This window comes from Streptomyces sp. NPDC048514, assembly GCF_043199955.1.
Lineage (GTDB): Bacteria > Actinomycetota > Actinomycetes > Streptomycetales > Streptomycetaceae > Streptomyces.
Genome location: NZ_JBICWT010000007.1, coordinates 118,111 through 133,016, shown reverse-complemented (window position 1 = coordinate 133,016; position 14,906 = coordinate 118,111). Strand labels below are relative to the sequence as shown.

Sequence of the window (14,906 nt, the reverse complement as noted above, 5' to 3'; positions counted from 1 at the left end):
TCTCCCTCACTGCGTGGCGGGCCCGGGTGACGCACCGGCGCGTCATCCCTTCCACTGTGCACCGGCCGAGCGCCGTCCGCAGGGTTCGTGGCAGAGGCGGCGGGAGGTCCGGGCATCCGAGCCGGCGGCCCGCGGTGACGGGCGCCACCACCCTCGCGTGCGGGGGGTTGCAGAATGTGACGCATGACCACGCGTTCCTGCCCCTGCGGACTCCCCCAGCCCTACGACGCCTGCTGCGGCCGGTTCCACGCGGGCTCGGCCGCCGCGCCGACCGCGGAGGCGCTGATGCGGTCGCGGTACGCCGCGTTCGTGAAGGGGGACGCGGGCTATCTGCTGCGGACGTGGCATCCGGAAACCCGGCCGAAGGAACTGGACCTGGATCCCCGGACGAGGTGGACCGGTCTGGAGATCCTCGGCGGCACGGGCGGAACCGCCTTCCACAGCACGGGCACGGTGACGTTCCGCGCCTCCTACCGGGGCGGCTCGCTGCTCGAGCGCAGCCGGTTCGAGCGGGTGGGCGGGGCGTGGGTGTACGTGGACGGGGAGTTCCCCGAAGAGCGCGCGTAACGCCGGTCAGGGCGCCAGGATGTCCAGTTCCTGGAGTGCGCCCACGGTGATCTGCCGGGTCAGTTCCTCCGCGCGGACCGCGTCGCCGGCCCGGATCGCCTCCGCGACCTGGACGTGCAGGGTCACGGCGGCCGGGTCGGGGTCCTCGAACATGACCTCGTGGTGGGTGCGGCCGGCCAGCACCTCCGCGACGACGTCGCCGAGGCGGGCGAACATCTCGTTGCCGGAAGCACTCAGGACGACCCGGTGGAAGGCGACGTCGTGGACCAGGTACTTCTCCAGCTTGTGGCCGCGTGAGTTGGCCACCATGCCGAGGGCGCACTCGGTGAGTTCCGCGCACTGCTGCGCCGTGGCGTGCTTCGCGGCGAGGCCCGCCGCGACCGGTTCGACGGCGGACCGCAGCACGGTCAGGGAGCGCAGCTGGTGGGGGCGGTCGGCGCCGGCCAGGCGCCAGCGGATGACCTGCGGGTCGTAGACGTTCCACTCGGCCCTGGGGCGGACCGTCACGCCCACGCGGCGGCGGGACTCGACCAGGTGCATGGATTCGAGCACCCGGACCGCCTCGCGCATCACGGACCGCGACACCTCGAAGTGCTGTGCGAGTTCGTCCGTGCGCAGAACGCTGCCGGGCGGGTACTCGCCCGCCGTGATCGCTGGGCCGAGGGAGTCGAGAACGCGGCCGTGCAACCCGCGGCCCGGAGTGGTCATGCACTCAGCGTACGGCGTGGATCACGGAGACAAAAAGTCAGACTTATGCGTCACAGTCTCTTGAATTCGTCGTACCTAATGGGTTTCAGTGTGGCGACGCCGATGTGGCGTCGGATGTCGAGGAAGACAGCGAGGCAGTGATGCGTACCCCCCAGGTCGTCGTGGTGATGGGCGTCGCGGGGACGGGCAAGACGACGATCGGTCCCTTGCTCGCCGCGCGGCTGGGCGTCCCGTACGCCGAGGGCGACGACTTCCACCCGCAGGCCAACATCGACAAGATGTCGGCCGGCACCCCGCTCGACGACGGCGACCGGTGGCCCTGGCTCGACGCCATCGGGCACTGGGCGCACGGACGGGCCGGGCTCGGCGGGGTGGTCAGCAGCTCGGCGCTGAAGCGGGCGTACCGCGACCGGCTCAGGGCCGTGGCCCCGGGGGCGGTGTTCCTGCACCTCACGGGCGACCGGAAGCTGATCGAGGACCGGATGGCCCAGCGCCAGGGGCATTTCATGCCGACCGCGCTGCTGGACTCCCAGTTCGCCACGCTCCAGCCGCTGGAGCAGGACGAGGCGGGCGTGTCCGTGGACGTCGGCGGCAGCCCGCAGGAGATCACCGAACGCGCCGTACGCGCGCTGGACGCCCTTCCCTCCGCATCCGCGTAGCAGCCCCAACAAGTCCCCGTAACCGCAAGGGAACCCCCGTGACCAGACTCAGCGTCGAGATGCTGGCAGCGGACGCGCCTCCGCCGATCACCTCCGCCGGACACGCCCAGCTGGGCATCGCCGTCCTGGTGGGCATCGCCGTGATCGTCCTGCTCATCACCAAGTTCAAGCTCCATGCCTTTCTGGCCCTGACCGTCGGGTCCCTGGTGCTCGGGGCGGTCGCCGGAGCACCGCTCGACAAGGCCATCACCAGTTTCACCACCGGGCTCGGCAGCACCGTGGCCGGCGTCGGCGTCCTGATCGCGCTCGGGGCGATCCTGGGCAAGCTGCTCGCCGACTCCGGCGGCGCCGACCAGATCGTCGACACGATCCTGGCCCGGGCGAGCGGGCGTGCCATGCCGTGGGCGATGGTGCTGATCGCCTCCGTGATCGGCCTGCCGCTGTTCTTCGAGGTCGGCATCGTGCTGCTGATCCCGGTCGTGCTGATGGTCGCCAAGCGGGGCAACTACTCCCTGATGCGCATCGGCATCCCGGCCCTCGCCGGTCTGTCGGTGATGCACGGCCTGATCCCGCCGCACCCCGGCCCCCTGGTGGCGATCGACGCGCTGCACGCCAACCTGGGCGTGACCCTGGCGTTCGGCATCCTCGTCGCCATTCCCACGGTGATCGTCGCCGGCCCGCTGTTCTCCAAGGTCGCGGCCCGCTGGGTGGACGTGCCGGCCCCCGACCGGATGCTGCCGCAGCGGCCCTCGGAGGAGCTGAAGGGCCGGCCGGGCTTCGGCGCGACGCTCGGCACCGTGCTGCTGCCGGTGGTGCTGATGCTGGCCAAGGCGCTGGTGGACATCGTCATCGACGATCCGGCGAACCGCACCCAGCGAGTCTTCGATGTCATCGGCTCCCCGCTGATCGCCCTGCTCGCCGCCGTGCTGGTCGGCTTTTTCACCCTGGGGCGGCCCGCCGGATTCACCAGGGACCGGCTGCAGCGGACCGTCGAGAAGGGTCTGATGCCCATCGCCGGCATCCTGCTGATCGTCGGCGCGGGCGGCGGCTTCAAGCAGACGCTGATCGACTCCGGCGTGGGTCAGATGATCCTGGACGTCTCCAGGGACTGGTCGATCCCGGCGCTGCTGCTGGGCTGGCTGATCGCGGTGGTGATCCGGCTGGCGACCGGCTCGGCGACGGTGGCGACGGTCTCGGCGGCCGGTCTGGTCGCGCCGCTCGCGGCCGACATGTCGACGACCCACACCGCCCTGCTGGTCCTCGCCATCGGCGCCGGTTCGCTCTTCTTCAGCTTCGTCAACGATGCCGGTTTCTGGCTGGTGAAGGAGTACTTCGGGCTCAGCGTCGGGCAGACCGTCAAGACCTGGTCGGTGATGGAGACGATCATCTCGGTGGTCGCCGGGGGCCTGATCCTGCTGCTGTCGCTGGTGGTCTAGGAGCGATTCGACGGTGACGGCTCGCCCCCGCTTCGGCCGAGGCCGCGGCGGAACTCCCCGGTGCCGTCCGCACGGCCGTGTTCGAGTCGGCCGTGCGGCGTCGGGTGGGTGTCCGGGGCGGGGGTCAGGGGCGCCACAGAGGGTGTTCGCGGTCCGCCCAGTCTCTGCTGACCGTCCCTGTCCGCAGGCCCCTCCTCGCCTCCGGGTCGCCCAGGGCCATGCCGACGTGGCCCGCCAGGACCACGCCGATCGTCAGGGCCAGCCAGTCGTGGACGAAGGTCGCCGAGGTGCGCCACATCAGCGGTGTGAGATGGGTGAACCACATCATCAGGCCCGTCCCGAGCATCACCGGTGTCGCTCCGGCGATCCAGGCCGCGTAGATCTTCTGGCCCGCGTTGAACTTGCCGGCCGGACGCGAGGAGCAGCGCTTGTCCCGGCGCACGGCGGCGCGCAGCCAGACCCGGTCGTGCGGGCCGAACCGGTTGAGGAAGCGCAGGTCGGTGCGGAAGGCGCGGGAGGCCAGGCCCAGCAGGACGGGCACCGGCAGCGCCAGACCCGCCCACTCGTGGACCCGCACGACCAGTGCGCGGCGGCCGACCATGACCGCCAGCTGCGGGACGTACAGGACGGCCGCGGTCACCACGCACACGCCCATCAGCACCGCCGTCGTGCGGTGCACCCAGCGTTCGGCCCGGCTGAAGCGGCGGACCCGGGCGCTCGGCGGGGCCGGGGTCTCAGTTCGTAGGGGCATCGGTGCGTCCGTTCGAGCGGCCGACCCACGCGTCGACGTCGTAGCCGAGGTTCTCCCAGTAGCCGGGCTTCACCTGGTCGGTGACCGTGATCCCGGAGAGCCATTTGGCCGACTTGTAGAAGTACATCGGGGCGACGTAGAGGCGGACGGGACCGCCGTGGTCGTGGCCGATGTCCTTGTCCTGCATGCGCAGGGCGACCAGGACGTCCGGCCGGCGGGCCTGGTCGAGGGTGAGGCTCTCGGTGTAGGTGCCGTCGAAGCAGGTGAAGCGGAGGGCCTTGGCGGAGGACCGGACCCCGGCGGCGTCCAGCAGGTCGGAGAGGCGGACGCCCTCGAAGGGGGTGCCGGGGACCCGCCAGCCGGTGACGCACTGAACGTCCTTGACCAGCCGGGTCTGCGGCAGGGCGCGCAGGTCGGCGAGGGTGTAGCCGCGCGGACGGTCGACCAGGCCGTCGATGGTGAGTCGGTAGTCCGCGGCGGTTCTGTGCGGCACGGAGGCGGCGACGGAGTAGTAGCGGAAGCCTCCGCCGTTGGGCAGCAGGCCGGTCAGGCCGGTGGGGTCCTTGCCGGCGACCGCGCCGAAGAAACCTTCGAGGCCGTGCTGCAGCGTCGGCGCGGAGACCACGCCGAGCGCGCCCAGGCCGAGGGTGCCGAGGAAGACGCGGCGGCCGATCGGCCGGCCGTCCGGCTCCTCGGATCGTTCAGGGTTCACGTGGTCATTCGAGCACTCGGGGCCCCGCGGGGCCAGGGAACGGGGAAGTCGGTCAGAGTTCTGTAATCACTTCTCGCGTACGTCTCTCACGTACGTCTCGCGGAGACGTCCGTCTCAGCGGGCCCTCGGGTCTGTGCGGAACCTCCGTCGCTCAGTGCCCGAGCGCCCGGGCGCGGGCCGCGTGGAAGGCCGCCGACGGGTCGCCGTGCACGTACGCCCAGGGCACCGGGGTGGTGTGCTCACCGATGCGCTGGAAGAGGACCGCCGCCTCGGCCGGACGGCCGGCGCAGGACAGGGCGAAGGCGAGGTGGTTGAGATCGAGGTGATGGCGGGGGTGCTCGTCGTGCTCCCACTCCAGCCACCAGTCGAAGCCGGCCCGCAGGATCCTGCGGGCCCGGGGGCCGGACCAGTGCCCGCAGGCGGCGGGGCCGGCCGGCCCCCGGCGGGTGGCGGCGAGGACGCGGTGGCGCTCGGCGTACGCGACGACCGGCAGGACGGCCAGCGGGGAGTCGGCCGGGGCCTCGGCGGCGGCCGACTCGGCGAGGTCGTACACCTCGTGGGACTCGGCGCGGCCGCCGGCGGGCCGTTCGGCGAGGCGGGCGATCAGCAGATGGTGGGCGTGGTGGTGCTCGGGGTGGCGGCGGCGCAGCTCGGCGAAGGTGCCGAGCACCTCGCGCTCCGGGCCCAGGCTGCGGGCGAGCATCAGAAGGCCGAGCCAGGGCGTGGGGTCGGCGGGGGCGAGTCCGGCGGCCGCGGCACAGGCCTCGCGGGCCTCGTCGGGGTCCTCCTTGCCGCGCAGGGCACGCCGGACCAGGGCCAGGGCGTACAGCGTGGCGGCGTCGGCGGAGCCGGGTTCGGTCCGGACCCAGTCGTGCGCCCAGGCGGCGGCGTACGGTTCCCGGGCGAGCACGGTGAGGCGGTGGCCGCGGCGGTCCCAGTCGTCACCGGTGTGCAGCAGCAGGGAACGGGCGGCCTGCCGCCGGCCCTGGGACAACGCGGCTCGTGCGATGCGCAGTTCGGCGTCGTCCAGTGCGTCGTCGAAGGCACCGCAGCCGTCCGGGCCGGTGTCGCCGGACTGGTCCGTGGGGGCCCGGCGAGGGTGGAGCAGAGGCGGGAGTGGAGGCACCGCGGGACTTCCTGTTTCTCGGGCTGCCATCGACCGATCACGCACAGCAAACCCTCAGCCAAGGATCACGTCAAGCGGAATGCCCATGTTGCCAGCTTCAACTACCGTGTTCGGCAGGGTACTTGAGGGCCAGGAGACCGACCGCCGGTCCGGAGGGGCCGCAAAGCGGATCGCTGCGGCGCAGGCGGCGATGGGGCCGGCGACTCCCATGTGCCGCGCGCCATGGCGGAGCGGCGCAACTCCGTGTCGTACGCCACGGGACGGGGCGGAGCGGCGGATTCCCGGGGCGGCGCCGTGGCGCAGGCGGGCTGCTGCGGCGGGCGCCGTGGCGGGGGCGGCCTGCTGCGGCGTACGCCGTGGCGGGGGCGGGCTGCTGTGGCGTACGCCATGGCGCCGGGCCGCCCGGCCGCGGACGATGGCCGGGACGGTCCCGCCGCCTTCCCGGCTTCCCGGCCCCTGACCGGCCGGGCTGCGTGACCGAATCAACCGCCCGGTTCCGGGTACTCTCCGGGGCAATGCCGTCCCGGAGCGCTACAGTCGGCCACTACGCGTCCGTGGTCCGGCCGGATGATCGAGGTACGCAGCGTGTCCGTTCTGGTTCTCCTTCTCGCCGTGAGTGCGGCCTGCTGTCTGGGCTTCGGTTTCGTGCTCCAGCAGAACGCCGCCCAGCGGGCACCGCTCAGCGACTTCCTCTCGCCCCGCCTGCTGCTCGACCTGATGCGGGTGCCCCGCTGGCTGGGCGGTCTGGGCCTGATGGTGGCCGGCATGGTGCTGGGCGCCATCGCGCTCGGCAAGGGCGAGATCTCCCTGGTCGAGCCGCTGCTCGCGACCAACCTGCTGTTCGCGCTCGCCCTTTCCCGGCACCAGACCAGACAGCCGCTGGGCCGCCAGGGCTGGGCCGGTCTGCTGCTGCTCGCCGGAGGCGTGAGCACGTTCATCCTGGCGGGCGAACCGCGCGGCGGCAGCGCCGTCACCGACCCGCTGCGCCACTGGCTGATCATCGGCGTGATGGTGGGAGTCGCGCTCGTGCTCACGGCGTACGCCAAGCGCTCCCGGCTGAGCTGGGGCCCGGTGCTGCTGGCCACCGCCGCCGGGCTGCTGTACGGCGTGCAGGACGCGCTCACCCGGGTGAGCGGCACGCGCTTCTCCGACGGCGGCCTCACGGAGCTGTTCACCGGCTGGCAGCCGTACGGCGTGCTGGTCTGCGGGATCACCGGGCTGATATTGGTGCAGAGCGCGTTCGAGACGGCTCCCCTGCGCATGTCGCTGCCGGCGCTCACCGCGGCCGAGCCGCTCGCCGGGATCCTGTGCGGGGTCGGCTTCCTCGGCGACCGGCTGCGCACCGACACCGGGGCGCTGGCCTGGCAGGCGTCGGGACTCGCGGCCGTGGTCGCGGGCATCGTGCTGCTCGGGATGCACCCGGCGATGCCGTGCGGTGCGACGGACGCGGAGCCCGGGGCCCGGGACCTGCAGCGACGCTGAAGGCCGCCCGCCTGGACGCTCCGGACCTGCGGCGACGCCGAAGGCCGCCTGCTTGGACGCTCCGGACCTGCGGCGACGCCGAAGGCCGCCTGCTTGGATGAGGGCATGAACCCTGCTGACGAGATCCTCGACATCGTCGACGAGAACGACCGGGTCGTCGGCCGCCGCCCGCGCGGCGAGGTGTACGCCCGCGGGCTGCGCCACCGCTGCGTGTTCGTCCAGGCCAGGGACGCGGCAGGCCGGCTCTTCGTGCACCGGCGCACGGCGACCAAGCTGGTCTTCCCCGCGCTGTACGACATGTTCGTCGGCGGTGTCGTCGGGGCGGGCGAGTCCTACGACGGGGCGGCCCTGCGGGAGGCCGAGGAGGAACTGGGCGTGAGCGGACTGCCCCGGCCGGCGTTCCTCTTCAAGTTCCTGTACGACGACGGGGCCGGGAAGAGCTGGTGGTCGGCGGTGTACGAGGTGCGCTGCGAGCTGCCCGTGCGGCCCCAGGTGGAGGAGGTCCAATGGCACGACTTCCTGCCCGAGGAGGAGATCGAGTCCCGGCTCGGCGCGTGGGAGTGGGTGCCGGACGGGCTGGCCGCCTACGAGAGGCTGCGGGCGTTCCGGGCCGGGCGGTGAGGCGCCGGTAGGGTCGGCGGCGTGAGCGAAATCCTGACGAACATCCGGCTGTGGTTCGCGCCGGACCGGGTGCGGGAGGAGGGTGGCACACCCGACTACCGGTTCTCGCTGGCCAACGAGCGCACCTTCCTGGCCTGGCTGCGGACCGCGCTCGCGCTGATCGGCGGCGGATTCGCGGTGGACCAGTTCCTGCCGGACCTGCGCTGGGCGTGGCGGGTCGGTCTCGCGCTGGCGCTGCTGGCGGCCGGTGTCCTGTGCTCCCTGCGCGCGGTGAACCACTGGGTGCGCTGCGAGCGGGCGATCCGGCGCGGCGAGGACCTGCCCGCGTCCCGGTTCCCGGCGCTGCTGGGCCTGGTCGTGGCGGTGGTGGCCGTCGCCATGGTGGTCGTGGTGCTGGTCGGATGGGAGGGGTGAGCCCAGCGGTCCGGGATCCCGGACTGCAGCCGGAGCGCACCCGGCTGGCCTGGCGCCGTACGACCCTGTCCGCCGCCGTGGCCGCCGTGCTCGCCGTGCGTACCGCGCTGCACGGCGTGTCGGCCACGGGAGCGGTCATGTGCGCGGTGTGCTGCGCGCTGTGGCTGGGCTTCCTCCGGGTGGCCCACCACCGCATCCGTGCCCTGTCCGGCGGCACCCCGCCGCCGGCGCTCACCCCCCGGCACGCGACGACCGCGATCCTGTGCGTGGTGGCGATGGCGGTGTGCGGGGCCGTACTGGTGGTCTAGGCGCCGCCTCGCGCCGCCGCCGGGGCACCGCGGGGATCGGCCCGGTCCGGCCTCGGGGTACTCGTACGCCACGCAACCGGGATGCCCCGATATGCACCGTTCGCGTGGCAGCCTGTCCGTCGTCAGCACCCCGTATCCCGAAGGTGAGCACCATGACCACCACCCTTCACCAGGAACACACCGAGCACGGGGCGCACGCCCACGGGCCGGACTGCGGGCACACGGCCGTGCCGCACGGCGACCACCTCGACTACGCGCACGACGGCCATCTGCACCGCGAGCACGCGGGCCACTGGGACGAGTGCGAACCGGCCGGGCACACCGCGCACGAGGGCCATGACCACGTGCACCACGACGAGTGCGGGCACGCGCAGGTGCGGCACGGCGATCACGTCGACTATCTGCACGACGGGCACCGGCACGCCGAGCACGGCGACCACTGGGACGACCACTGACCCGATCGGCGGGCGACGGCCGAAGGCTCCCCGGCACCGCCCGGGGGCCCTTCGGCCCAGGGTGGCCCCGGTCACGTTTCGCGCCGGGTTCGGCACACGCACTGGACGGCATACCGACCGGTCGGCATCATGAGTGGGTCTGGTTCACCCGTTCGTAGGAGTGCTGTATGAGCGCCGACCACCCGCCCGGACTCGACCTGGACCGGCTGCGCGCCTTGCTCGACCGCGAGCGCCCCGGTCTGGTGAACGGCGCCCTGACCGGCCGGCTGATCGAGGGCGGACGGTCGAACCTCACGTACATGCTGACCGACGGCACCTCGAAGTGGGTCGTGCGCCGCCCCCCGCTGGGCCACGTCCTGGCCACCGCGCACGACATGAAGCGCGAGCACCGGGTGATCAGCGCACTGCACCCGACCCGGGTGCCGGTACCCCGGACGGTGCTGCTGTGCGAGGACGACGAGGTCCTCGGAGCGCCGTTCTACGTCATGGAGTTCGTCGGGGGCACCCCGTACCGCACCGCCCAGCAGCTCGCCCCGCTGGGCGCGGAGCGCACCCGCAACGCGGTGCTCTCCCTGGTCGACACCCTGGTGGAGTTGCACGCGGTGGACCCCGGCGAGGCGGGCCTCGCCGACTTCGGCCGCCCGGAGGGCTTCCTGGACCGGCAGTTGCGCCGCTGGGGCAAGCAGCTGGACGCCTCCCGCAACCGCGAGCTGCGGGGCATCGACGAACTGCACGCGGCCCTGGGGCGCGCCCTGCCCGCCTCGCCCGCGGCCACCGTCGTCCACGGCGACTACCGCCTGGACAACGTCCTGATCGGGGACGACGACCGGATCAACGCGGTCCTCGACTGGGAGATGTCGACACTCGGCGACCCGTTGACCGACCTGGGACTGCTGGTGATGTACAGCCAGCCGCTGGGCATGCCCGACTCCCCCGTCTCCACCACGGCCGAGGCCCCGGGGCACCCCTCCCCGCGGGAGCTGGTCGAGCGGTACGCCGCGCGCTCGGGGCGCGACGTCGGCGACGTCTCCTGGTACACGGCGTTCGCCTGGTTCAAGCTCGCCGTGATCCTGGAGGGCATCCACTACCGGTACACCCTCGGCCAGACGGTCGGACGCGGCTTCGACCGGATCGGCGAACTCGTGCCCGTCTTCATCGAGCACGGACTGACGACTCTCCAGGAAGGCTGACCGGACATGGACTTCGCGTTCGACGCGCGCACCGAGGAACTGCGCGCCAGGCTCCTCGCCTTCATGGACGAGCACGTCCAGCCGGCCGAGGCCGTCGCCGAGGAGCAGCGGGCCCGGCTGGCCTCGCCGTGGGACACCCCGGCCGTGGTGGAGGAGCTGAAGGCCGAGGCGCGCAGGCAGGGCCTGTGGAACCTCTTCCTCCCCGACACCGAGTACGGCGCCGGGCTGACGAACCTCCAGTACGCACCGCTCGCCGAGATCACCGGCCGCTCCCCGCACCTCGCGCCGACCGCGACGAACTGCGCCGCGCCCGACACCGGGAACATGGAGGTGCTGGCGCAGTTCGGCAGCGAGCAGCAGCGGAAGCAGTGGCTGGAGCCGCTGCTGGCGGGCGAGATCCGCTCGGCGTTCGCGATGACCGAGCCGGAGGTGGCCTCCTCGGACGCCACCAACATCACCACCCACATCGAGCGGGACGGCGACGAGTACGTCATCACCGGCCGCAAGTGGTACATCTCCGGGGCGATGAACCCGGACTGCAAGATCTTCATCGTCATGGGCAAGACGGACCCGGACGGGGCGGACATCCGCCGCCAGCAGTCCATGGTCCTGGTCCCTCGCGACACCCCGGGCGTCACGGTCGAGCGTGCGATGCAGGTGTTCGGCTACGAGGACCACTCCCACGGCGGCCACGCCGAGGTGGTCTTCGACCACGCGCGCGTGCCGGTGTCGAACCTCGTCGGCGAGGAGGGCGGCGGCTTCGCCATCGCCCAGGCGCGGCTGGGCCCCGGCCGGATCCACCACTGCATGCGGCTGATCGGCATGGCCGAGCGGGCGATCGAGCTGATGTGCCGGCGGGCCGTGTCCCGCACCGCGTTCGGCAAGGCACTGGCCCAGCAGGGTGTGGTCCAGGAGTGGATCGCGGACGCCCGGGTCACCGTCGAGCAGTTGCGGCTGCTGGTGCTGAAGACGGCCTGGCTGATGGACACCGTCGGCAACCGTGGCGCCCACACGGAGATCCAGGCCATCAAGATCGCCACGCCGCGTGCGGTGGTGGGGATCCTGGACCGCGCGATCCAGCTGCACGGCGCGGGCGGGGTGAGCCAGGACTTCCCGCTGGCCGAGCTGTACGCCGGTGCCCGCACGCTGATGCTCGCCGACGGTCCGGACGAGGTGCACCAGCGGTCGCTGGCACGCAGGGAGCTGAAGAAGTACCTGTAGGGCGGTGCACGTGAGGGGGCGGCCTCGGCGGAGGCCGCCCCCTCACGTACGCCCGTGCCGGAAAGGCGCGGCCGTCACGGGCACGTCCGCGTCACGGCCGCAGCGCCCGCAGCAGCAGGTCGGCGAGATGGTCCGCGAGCTGCTGGGGGGTGAGGGGACCGTCCGGGCGGTACCAGGTCGACAGGTGGTGGACCGAGCCGAAGTGGTAGTCCACGACCAGGTCGGCGGGGGTCGCGGTGGAGAACACGCCCGTCTTCTGGCCCTCCTCGATGAGCGCGCGGAAGCGTTCGTGATAGCGGCGGCGCTCGGCACGGACCTGCTTGTTCTTCTCCGGGCTCAGCTGGTGCATGGAGCGGAAGAAGATCGACGCGTCGTCGAGGTGCTCGATCGTCGTGACCACGACGTCCGCCGCCGCGGCTCTGAGCCGCTTCTCGACCGGCTCGTCGGCGTCCGCGAAGGCGTCGAGCCGCTCCTGCTGGACGCGCAGCATACGCGCGTACACCTCGTGCAGGAGATCGTCCTTGGAGCCGAAGTAGTGGTACAGCGCCCCCTTGGTGACACCGGCCGCCTCCACGATCTCCTGCACGGAGGTACGGTCGTAGCCCTGCTCGGCGAAGAGCCGGGTGGCGGCGGCCAGCAGCCGCTGCGGAACGGGCGTGCCGTCTCCGTCCGTAGTCCTGGGCACTTCCGCCACCTGCCTTTCCTCGTCGCCTACTGACCGGCGTCGCTGTCGTGGTGCGCCCGGGAACGCAGTTCCCGACGGAGGATCTTCCCACTGGCCGTCTTCGGCAGGTCGGGCAGGATCTCCACCTGGCGCGGGTACTTGTAGGCGGCCAGTCTCTCCTTGCAGTACACCGCGAGTTCATCCGGGTCCGTCCCGGCACCGGGACGCAGGCTGATATAGGCCTTGACGGTCTCCCCACGGTAGCCGTCGGGCACACCGACGACGGCCGCCTCGCGCACCGCCGGGTGCGTGTAGAGGACGTCCTCGACCTCCCGCGGCCAGACCTTGAAGCCGGAGGCGTTGATCATGTCCTTCTTGCGGTCGACGACGTACAGCCAGCCCCGCTCGTCCATGAAACCGATGTCACCGGTGCGCAGCTCGCCCTCCGGGAAGGTCTCGGCGGTGGCCTCGGGGCGCCGCCAGTAGCCGGGGACCACCTGCGGCCCGCTCACGACGATCTCGCCCTGTTCGCCGAACGGCACCTCCTCGCCGGCCTCGTCCAGGATCCGTACCACCGTGTCCGGGCCGGGCACACCGACGGCGAGGGTGCCCGAGGCCGGGTCCACGGGTGCCTCCAGGCCGGGCGGCACGGAGGCGCAGGGCGCGGTGCACTCGGTGAGGCCGTAGCCGTTGCGGATGTACGGCCCGAAGCCGGCCCGGAACTTCTCCACGAGCGCGGGCGGCAGCGGGGCGCCGCCGGAGGAGATGCCCCGGAAGGAGGAGAAGTGCTCCGGGGTGACGTCCGGGTGGGCGGCCAGGGCCATGAAGGCGGTCGAGGGGCCGACCGTGTAGTGGGGCCGGTGCTCGGCGAAGGCGTCCAGGACGACGCCGGCCTCGAAGCGGTACGTCAGCACCAGGGTGCCCGTGCTGTTCAGGCAGGCGCCGAACTCACAGACCATGCCGGTGATGTGGAACAGGGGCGCGAGCGCGTAGTAGACGGGTGCCTCGGGCAGCTCGAGCCCGGTCCGCTGCCGCTCGGCGTTGTACATGATGTTGCCGTGCGTGTTGACGGCGCCCTTGGGCGTGCCGCTGGTGCCCGAGGTGTAGCTGATCAGCGCGATGTCGTCCGGGCGCGGGGCGCGGCCCTCGGGTGCCGTGCCGCCCCGCCGGGCGACCGTCACGAGGTCGTCGGCGTCGGGGGCCTCCGGCAGCCGTTCGAAGGACAGGACGCGCGGGTCGTCACGGGTCTGGAAGTCCAGCTCGCAGCCGGTCAGCACGATCCGCACCGGGGATTCGGCGGCCGTGTCCCTGAGGTAGGCCTCCCAGGCGCGGTCGGAGCAGACCAGCGCCGTCACCTCGCCGTCCCGCAGGACGTGCGCCACCTCGGCCGACTTGTACATGGGGTTGACCGGGACGACGGTCGCACCGGCCTTCCAGGCGCCGAGCACCGCCAGGACGAAGTGCGGTGAGTTCTGCAGCAGTACGGCGACCCGGTCACCGCGCGCCAGCCCGCGGCCGGCGAGGTGGGCGGCGACGGAGTCGCTCAGCTCGTCCACCTCGCGGTAGGTCAGCCGGGCGTCGAAGTAGGCCAGGAAGGTCCGTTCGGGTGCCTCGGCGACCGCGTCGCGCAGGGCGTGCACGAGGGAGTCGGCGGGCTCGACGGGGGCGCGCTGGGCCTCGCCGAGCAGGGCGAGCCAGGGCCGGTCCGCGTACCGCAGGGAGGCGGTCACCGGGCCTGCTCCCACTTCTGCTGGAGGTGGTTCATGCCGGCCAGCCAGCGGTCGGGCGTCTCGGCCCGGGCCTGGTAGAAGCCGCCCACCTCCGGGTGCGGCAGGATCAGGAAGCGGTCCTCCTCGATGCCGCGGAACAGGGCGTCCGCGACGGCGTCCGGTTCGATCGCGGTCGGCTGGAGGACCAGGTCGCCCGCGCTTCCGGTGGCGGCCAGCATGTCGGTGCGCACCCCCTGCGGGCAGATGGCGTGCACCTTCAGGCCCCGGTGGCGGTAGGTGAGGGACAGCCATTCGGCGAAGGCGAGGGCGCCGTGCTTGGTGACGCTGTAGGACGGCGCGCCGATCATGGTCAGCAGGCCGGCGGCCGACACGGTGGACACGAACCGGCCGCTGCCCCGCTCCAGCCAGCCCGGCAGCAGTGCGTGGGCCGCGCGGACATGGGCCATCACGTTGACGTCCCAGGACAGCGCCCAGCCCTGCTCGTCCAGCGGCCCGGCGGCGGCGCTGTCCTCGAAGGCGACGCCGGCGTTGGCGCAGTAGACGTCGACGGTGCCGCCGAGCGCATCACGGGCGTCGCCGACGATCGCGGAGGCGTCGCCGGGCACGGCGATCCCGCCGATCTCCTCCGCCACGGCCTTCGCCTTCGCGGCGTCTAGGTCGTTGACGACCACGCGGGCGCCCTCTGCGGCGAATCTGCGGGCCAGCGCGGCCCCGATCCCACCGCCCGCCCCCGTGACGACCACTGACGCATCCTGCACGGCTTCCACGCTCGGTCTCCTTCGACGCGATGTGACTCGGCTCAGCGACGCCAGACTAACCGGTCGGTATGTGTGAAGGAAGGGCGGGCGCACCAATCTCTAGG

Annotated in this window: 17 protein-coding genes; 10 read left to right on the top strand and 7 right to left on the bottom strand. The window is 72.4% G+C overall.

Going from position 1 to position 14,906, the window contains the following annotated elements; translation table 11 throughout:
* Positions 1–183: 183 nt before the first annotated feature.
* A complete protein-coding gene (locus ACGFT2_RS17110) occupies positions 184–567 on the top strand; it encodes a YchJ family protein (protein WP_393278656.1) in 384 nt (127 codons plus the stop codon).
* Positions 568–573: 6 nt separating this feature from the next.
* On the opposite strand, the gene ACGFT2_RS17105 is transcribed toward ACGFT2_RS17110, so the two are convergent.
* Positions 574–1,275, bottom strand: coding sequence for a FadR/GntR family transcriptional regulator (locus tag ACGFT2_RS17105; RefSeq protein WP_393278654.1), 702 nt, complete (start codon positions 1,273–1,275; stop codon positions 574–576).
* Between the two features lie 140 nt (positions 1,276–1,415).
* Here ACGFT2_RS17105 and ACGFT2_RS17100 point away from each other — a divergent pair, with 140 nt between their 5' ends.
* Together ACGFT2_RS17100 and ACGFT2_RS17095 are read left to right on the top strand one after the other, a co-directional pair.
* A complete protein-coding gene (locus tag ACGFT2_RS17100) occupies positions 1,416–1,934 on the top strand; it encodes a gluconokinase (RefSeq protein WP_393278652.1) in 519 nt (172 codons plus the stop codon).
* 38 nt (positions 1,935–1,972) lie between these two features.
* On the top strand, positions 1,973–3,370 hold the full coding sequence (locus tag ACGFT2_RS17095) for a GntP family permease (RefSeq protein WP_393278650.1): 1,398 nt from the start codon (positions 1,973–1,975) through the stop codon (positions 3,368–3,370).
* Positions 3,371–3,494: 124 nt separating this feature from the next.
* Here ACGFT2_RS17095 and ACGFT2_RS17090 read toward each other — a convergent pair whose 3' ends face one another.
* The 3 genes from ACGFT2_RS17090 to ACGFT2_RS17080 all read right to left on the bottom strand — a co-directional run bounded on the left by ACGFT2_RS17090 (position 3,495) and on the right by ACGFT2_RS17080 (position 5,989).
* On the bottom strand, positions 3,495–4,121 hold the full coding sequence (locus tag ACGFT2_RS17090) for a cytochrome b/b6 domain-containing protein (RefSeq protein WP_393278648.1): 627 nt from the start codon (positions 4,119–4,121) through the stop codon (positions 3,495–3,497).
* Positions 4,105–4,833 carry a molybdopterin-dependent oxidoreductase gene (locus tag ACGFT2_RS17085; protein ID WP_393278646.1) on the bottom strand — a complete coding sequence of 243 codons (729 nt, stop codon included), beginning with the start codon at positions 4,831–4,833 and terminating at the stop codon, positions 4,105–4,107. Before ACGFT2_RS17085 ends, ACGFT2_RS17090 begins: the two co-directional genes overlap by 17 nt.
* A 151-nt stretch (positions 4,834–4,984) precedes the next feature.
* Positions 4,985–5,989, bottom strand: a complete 1,005-nt coding sequence (locus tag ACGFT2_RS17080; protein WP_393278644.1) for a hypothetical protein — start codon at positions 5,987–5,989, stop codon at positions 4,985–4,987.
* A gap of 555 nt (positions 5,990–6,544) precedes the next feature.
* Between ACGFT2_RS17080 and ACGFT2_RS17075 the strand changes: the two genes are divergently transcribed.
* The 7 genes from ACGFT2_RS17075 (at position 6,545) to ACGFT2_RS17045 (ending at position 11,650) form a co-directional block, all read left to right on the top strand.
* On the top strand, positions 6,545–7,441 hold the full coding sequence (locus ACGFT2_RS17075; protein ID WP_393278642.1) for a DMT family transporter: 897 nt from the start codon (positions 6,545–6,547) through the stop codon (positions 7,439–7,441).
* A gap of 105 nt (positions 7,442–7,546) precedes the next feature.
* Positions 7,547–8,062, top strand: coding sequence for an NUDIX hydrolase (locus ACGFT2_RS17070; RefSeq protein WP_393278640.1), 516 nt, complete (start codon positions 7,547–7,549; stop codon positions 8,060–8,062).
* Between the two features lie 21 nt (positions 8,063–8,083).
* Entirely contained in the window at positions 8,084–8,476 is a 393-nt protein-coding gene (locus ACGFT2_RS17065; protein WP_393278638.1) for a YidH family protein, read from the top strand.
* Positions 8,464–8,784: a DUF202 domain-containing protein gene (locus ACGFT2_RS17060; protein ID WP_393278636.1), complete on the top strand. Its 321-nt coding sequence runs from the start codon at positions 8,464–8,466 to the stop codon at positions 8,782–8,784. Before ACGFT2_RS17065 ends, ACGFT2_RS17060 begins: the two co-directional genes overlap by 13 nt.
* Before the next feature lie 152 nt (positions 8,785–8,936).
* Positions 8,937–9,239 (top strand): hypothetical protein, encoded by a 303-nt coding sequence (locus ACGFT2_RS17055; protein ID WP_393278634.1) that lies wholly within the window; start codon positions 8,937–8,939, stop codon positions 9,237–9,239.
* 167 nt (positions 9,240–9,406) lie between these two features.
* Positions 9,407–10,429 carry a phosphotransferase family protein gene (locus ACGFT2_RS17050; protein ID WP_393278633.1) on the top strand — a complete coding sequence of 341 codons (1,023 nt, stop codon included), beginning with the start codon at positions 9,407–9,409 and terminating at the stop codon, positions 10,427–10,429.
* 6 nt (positions 10,430–10,435) lie between these two features.
* Positions 10,436–11,650: an acyl-CoA dehydrogenase gene (locus tag ACGFT2_RS17045; protein WP_393278631.1), complete on the top strand. Its 1,215-nt coding sequence runs from the start codon at positions 10,436–10,438 to the stop codon at positions 11,648–11,650.
* A gap of 91 nt (positions 11,651–11,741) precedes the next feature.
* On the opposite strand, the gene ACGFT2_RS17040 is transcribed toward ACGFT2_RS17045, so the two are convergent.
* From ACGFT2_RS17040 to ACGFT2_RS17030, 3 genes are read right to left on the bottom strand one after another with little or no spacing between them, the layout of a single operon-like run.
* Complete coding sequence (locus ACGFT2_RS17040) at positions 11,742–12,335, bottom strand: TetR/AcrR family transcriptional regulator (protein WP_393278628.1); 594 nt, start codon at positions 12,333–12,335, stop codon at positions 11,742–11,744.
* Between the two features lie 26 nt (positions 12,336–12,361).
* Complete coding sequence (locus ACGFT2_RS17035; RefSeq protein WP_393278626.1) at positions 12,362–14,044, bottom strand: class I adenylate-forming enzyme family protein; 1,683 nt, start codon at positions 14,042–14,044, stop codon at positions 12,362–12,364.
* Positions 14,041–14,811: an SDR family oxidoreductase gene (locus ACGFT2_RS17030; protein ID WP_393278624.1), complete on the bottom strand. Its 771-nt coding sequence runs from the start codon at positions 14,809–14,811 to the stop codon at positions 14,041–14,043. Before ACGFT2_RS17030 ends, ACGFT2_RS17035 begins: the two co-directional genes overlap by 4 nt.
* Positions 14,812–14,906 lie beyond the last annotated feature (95 nt).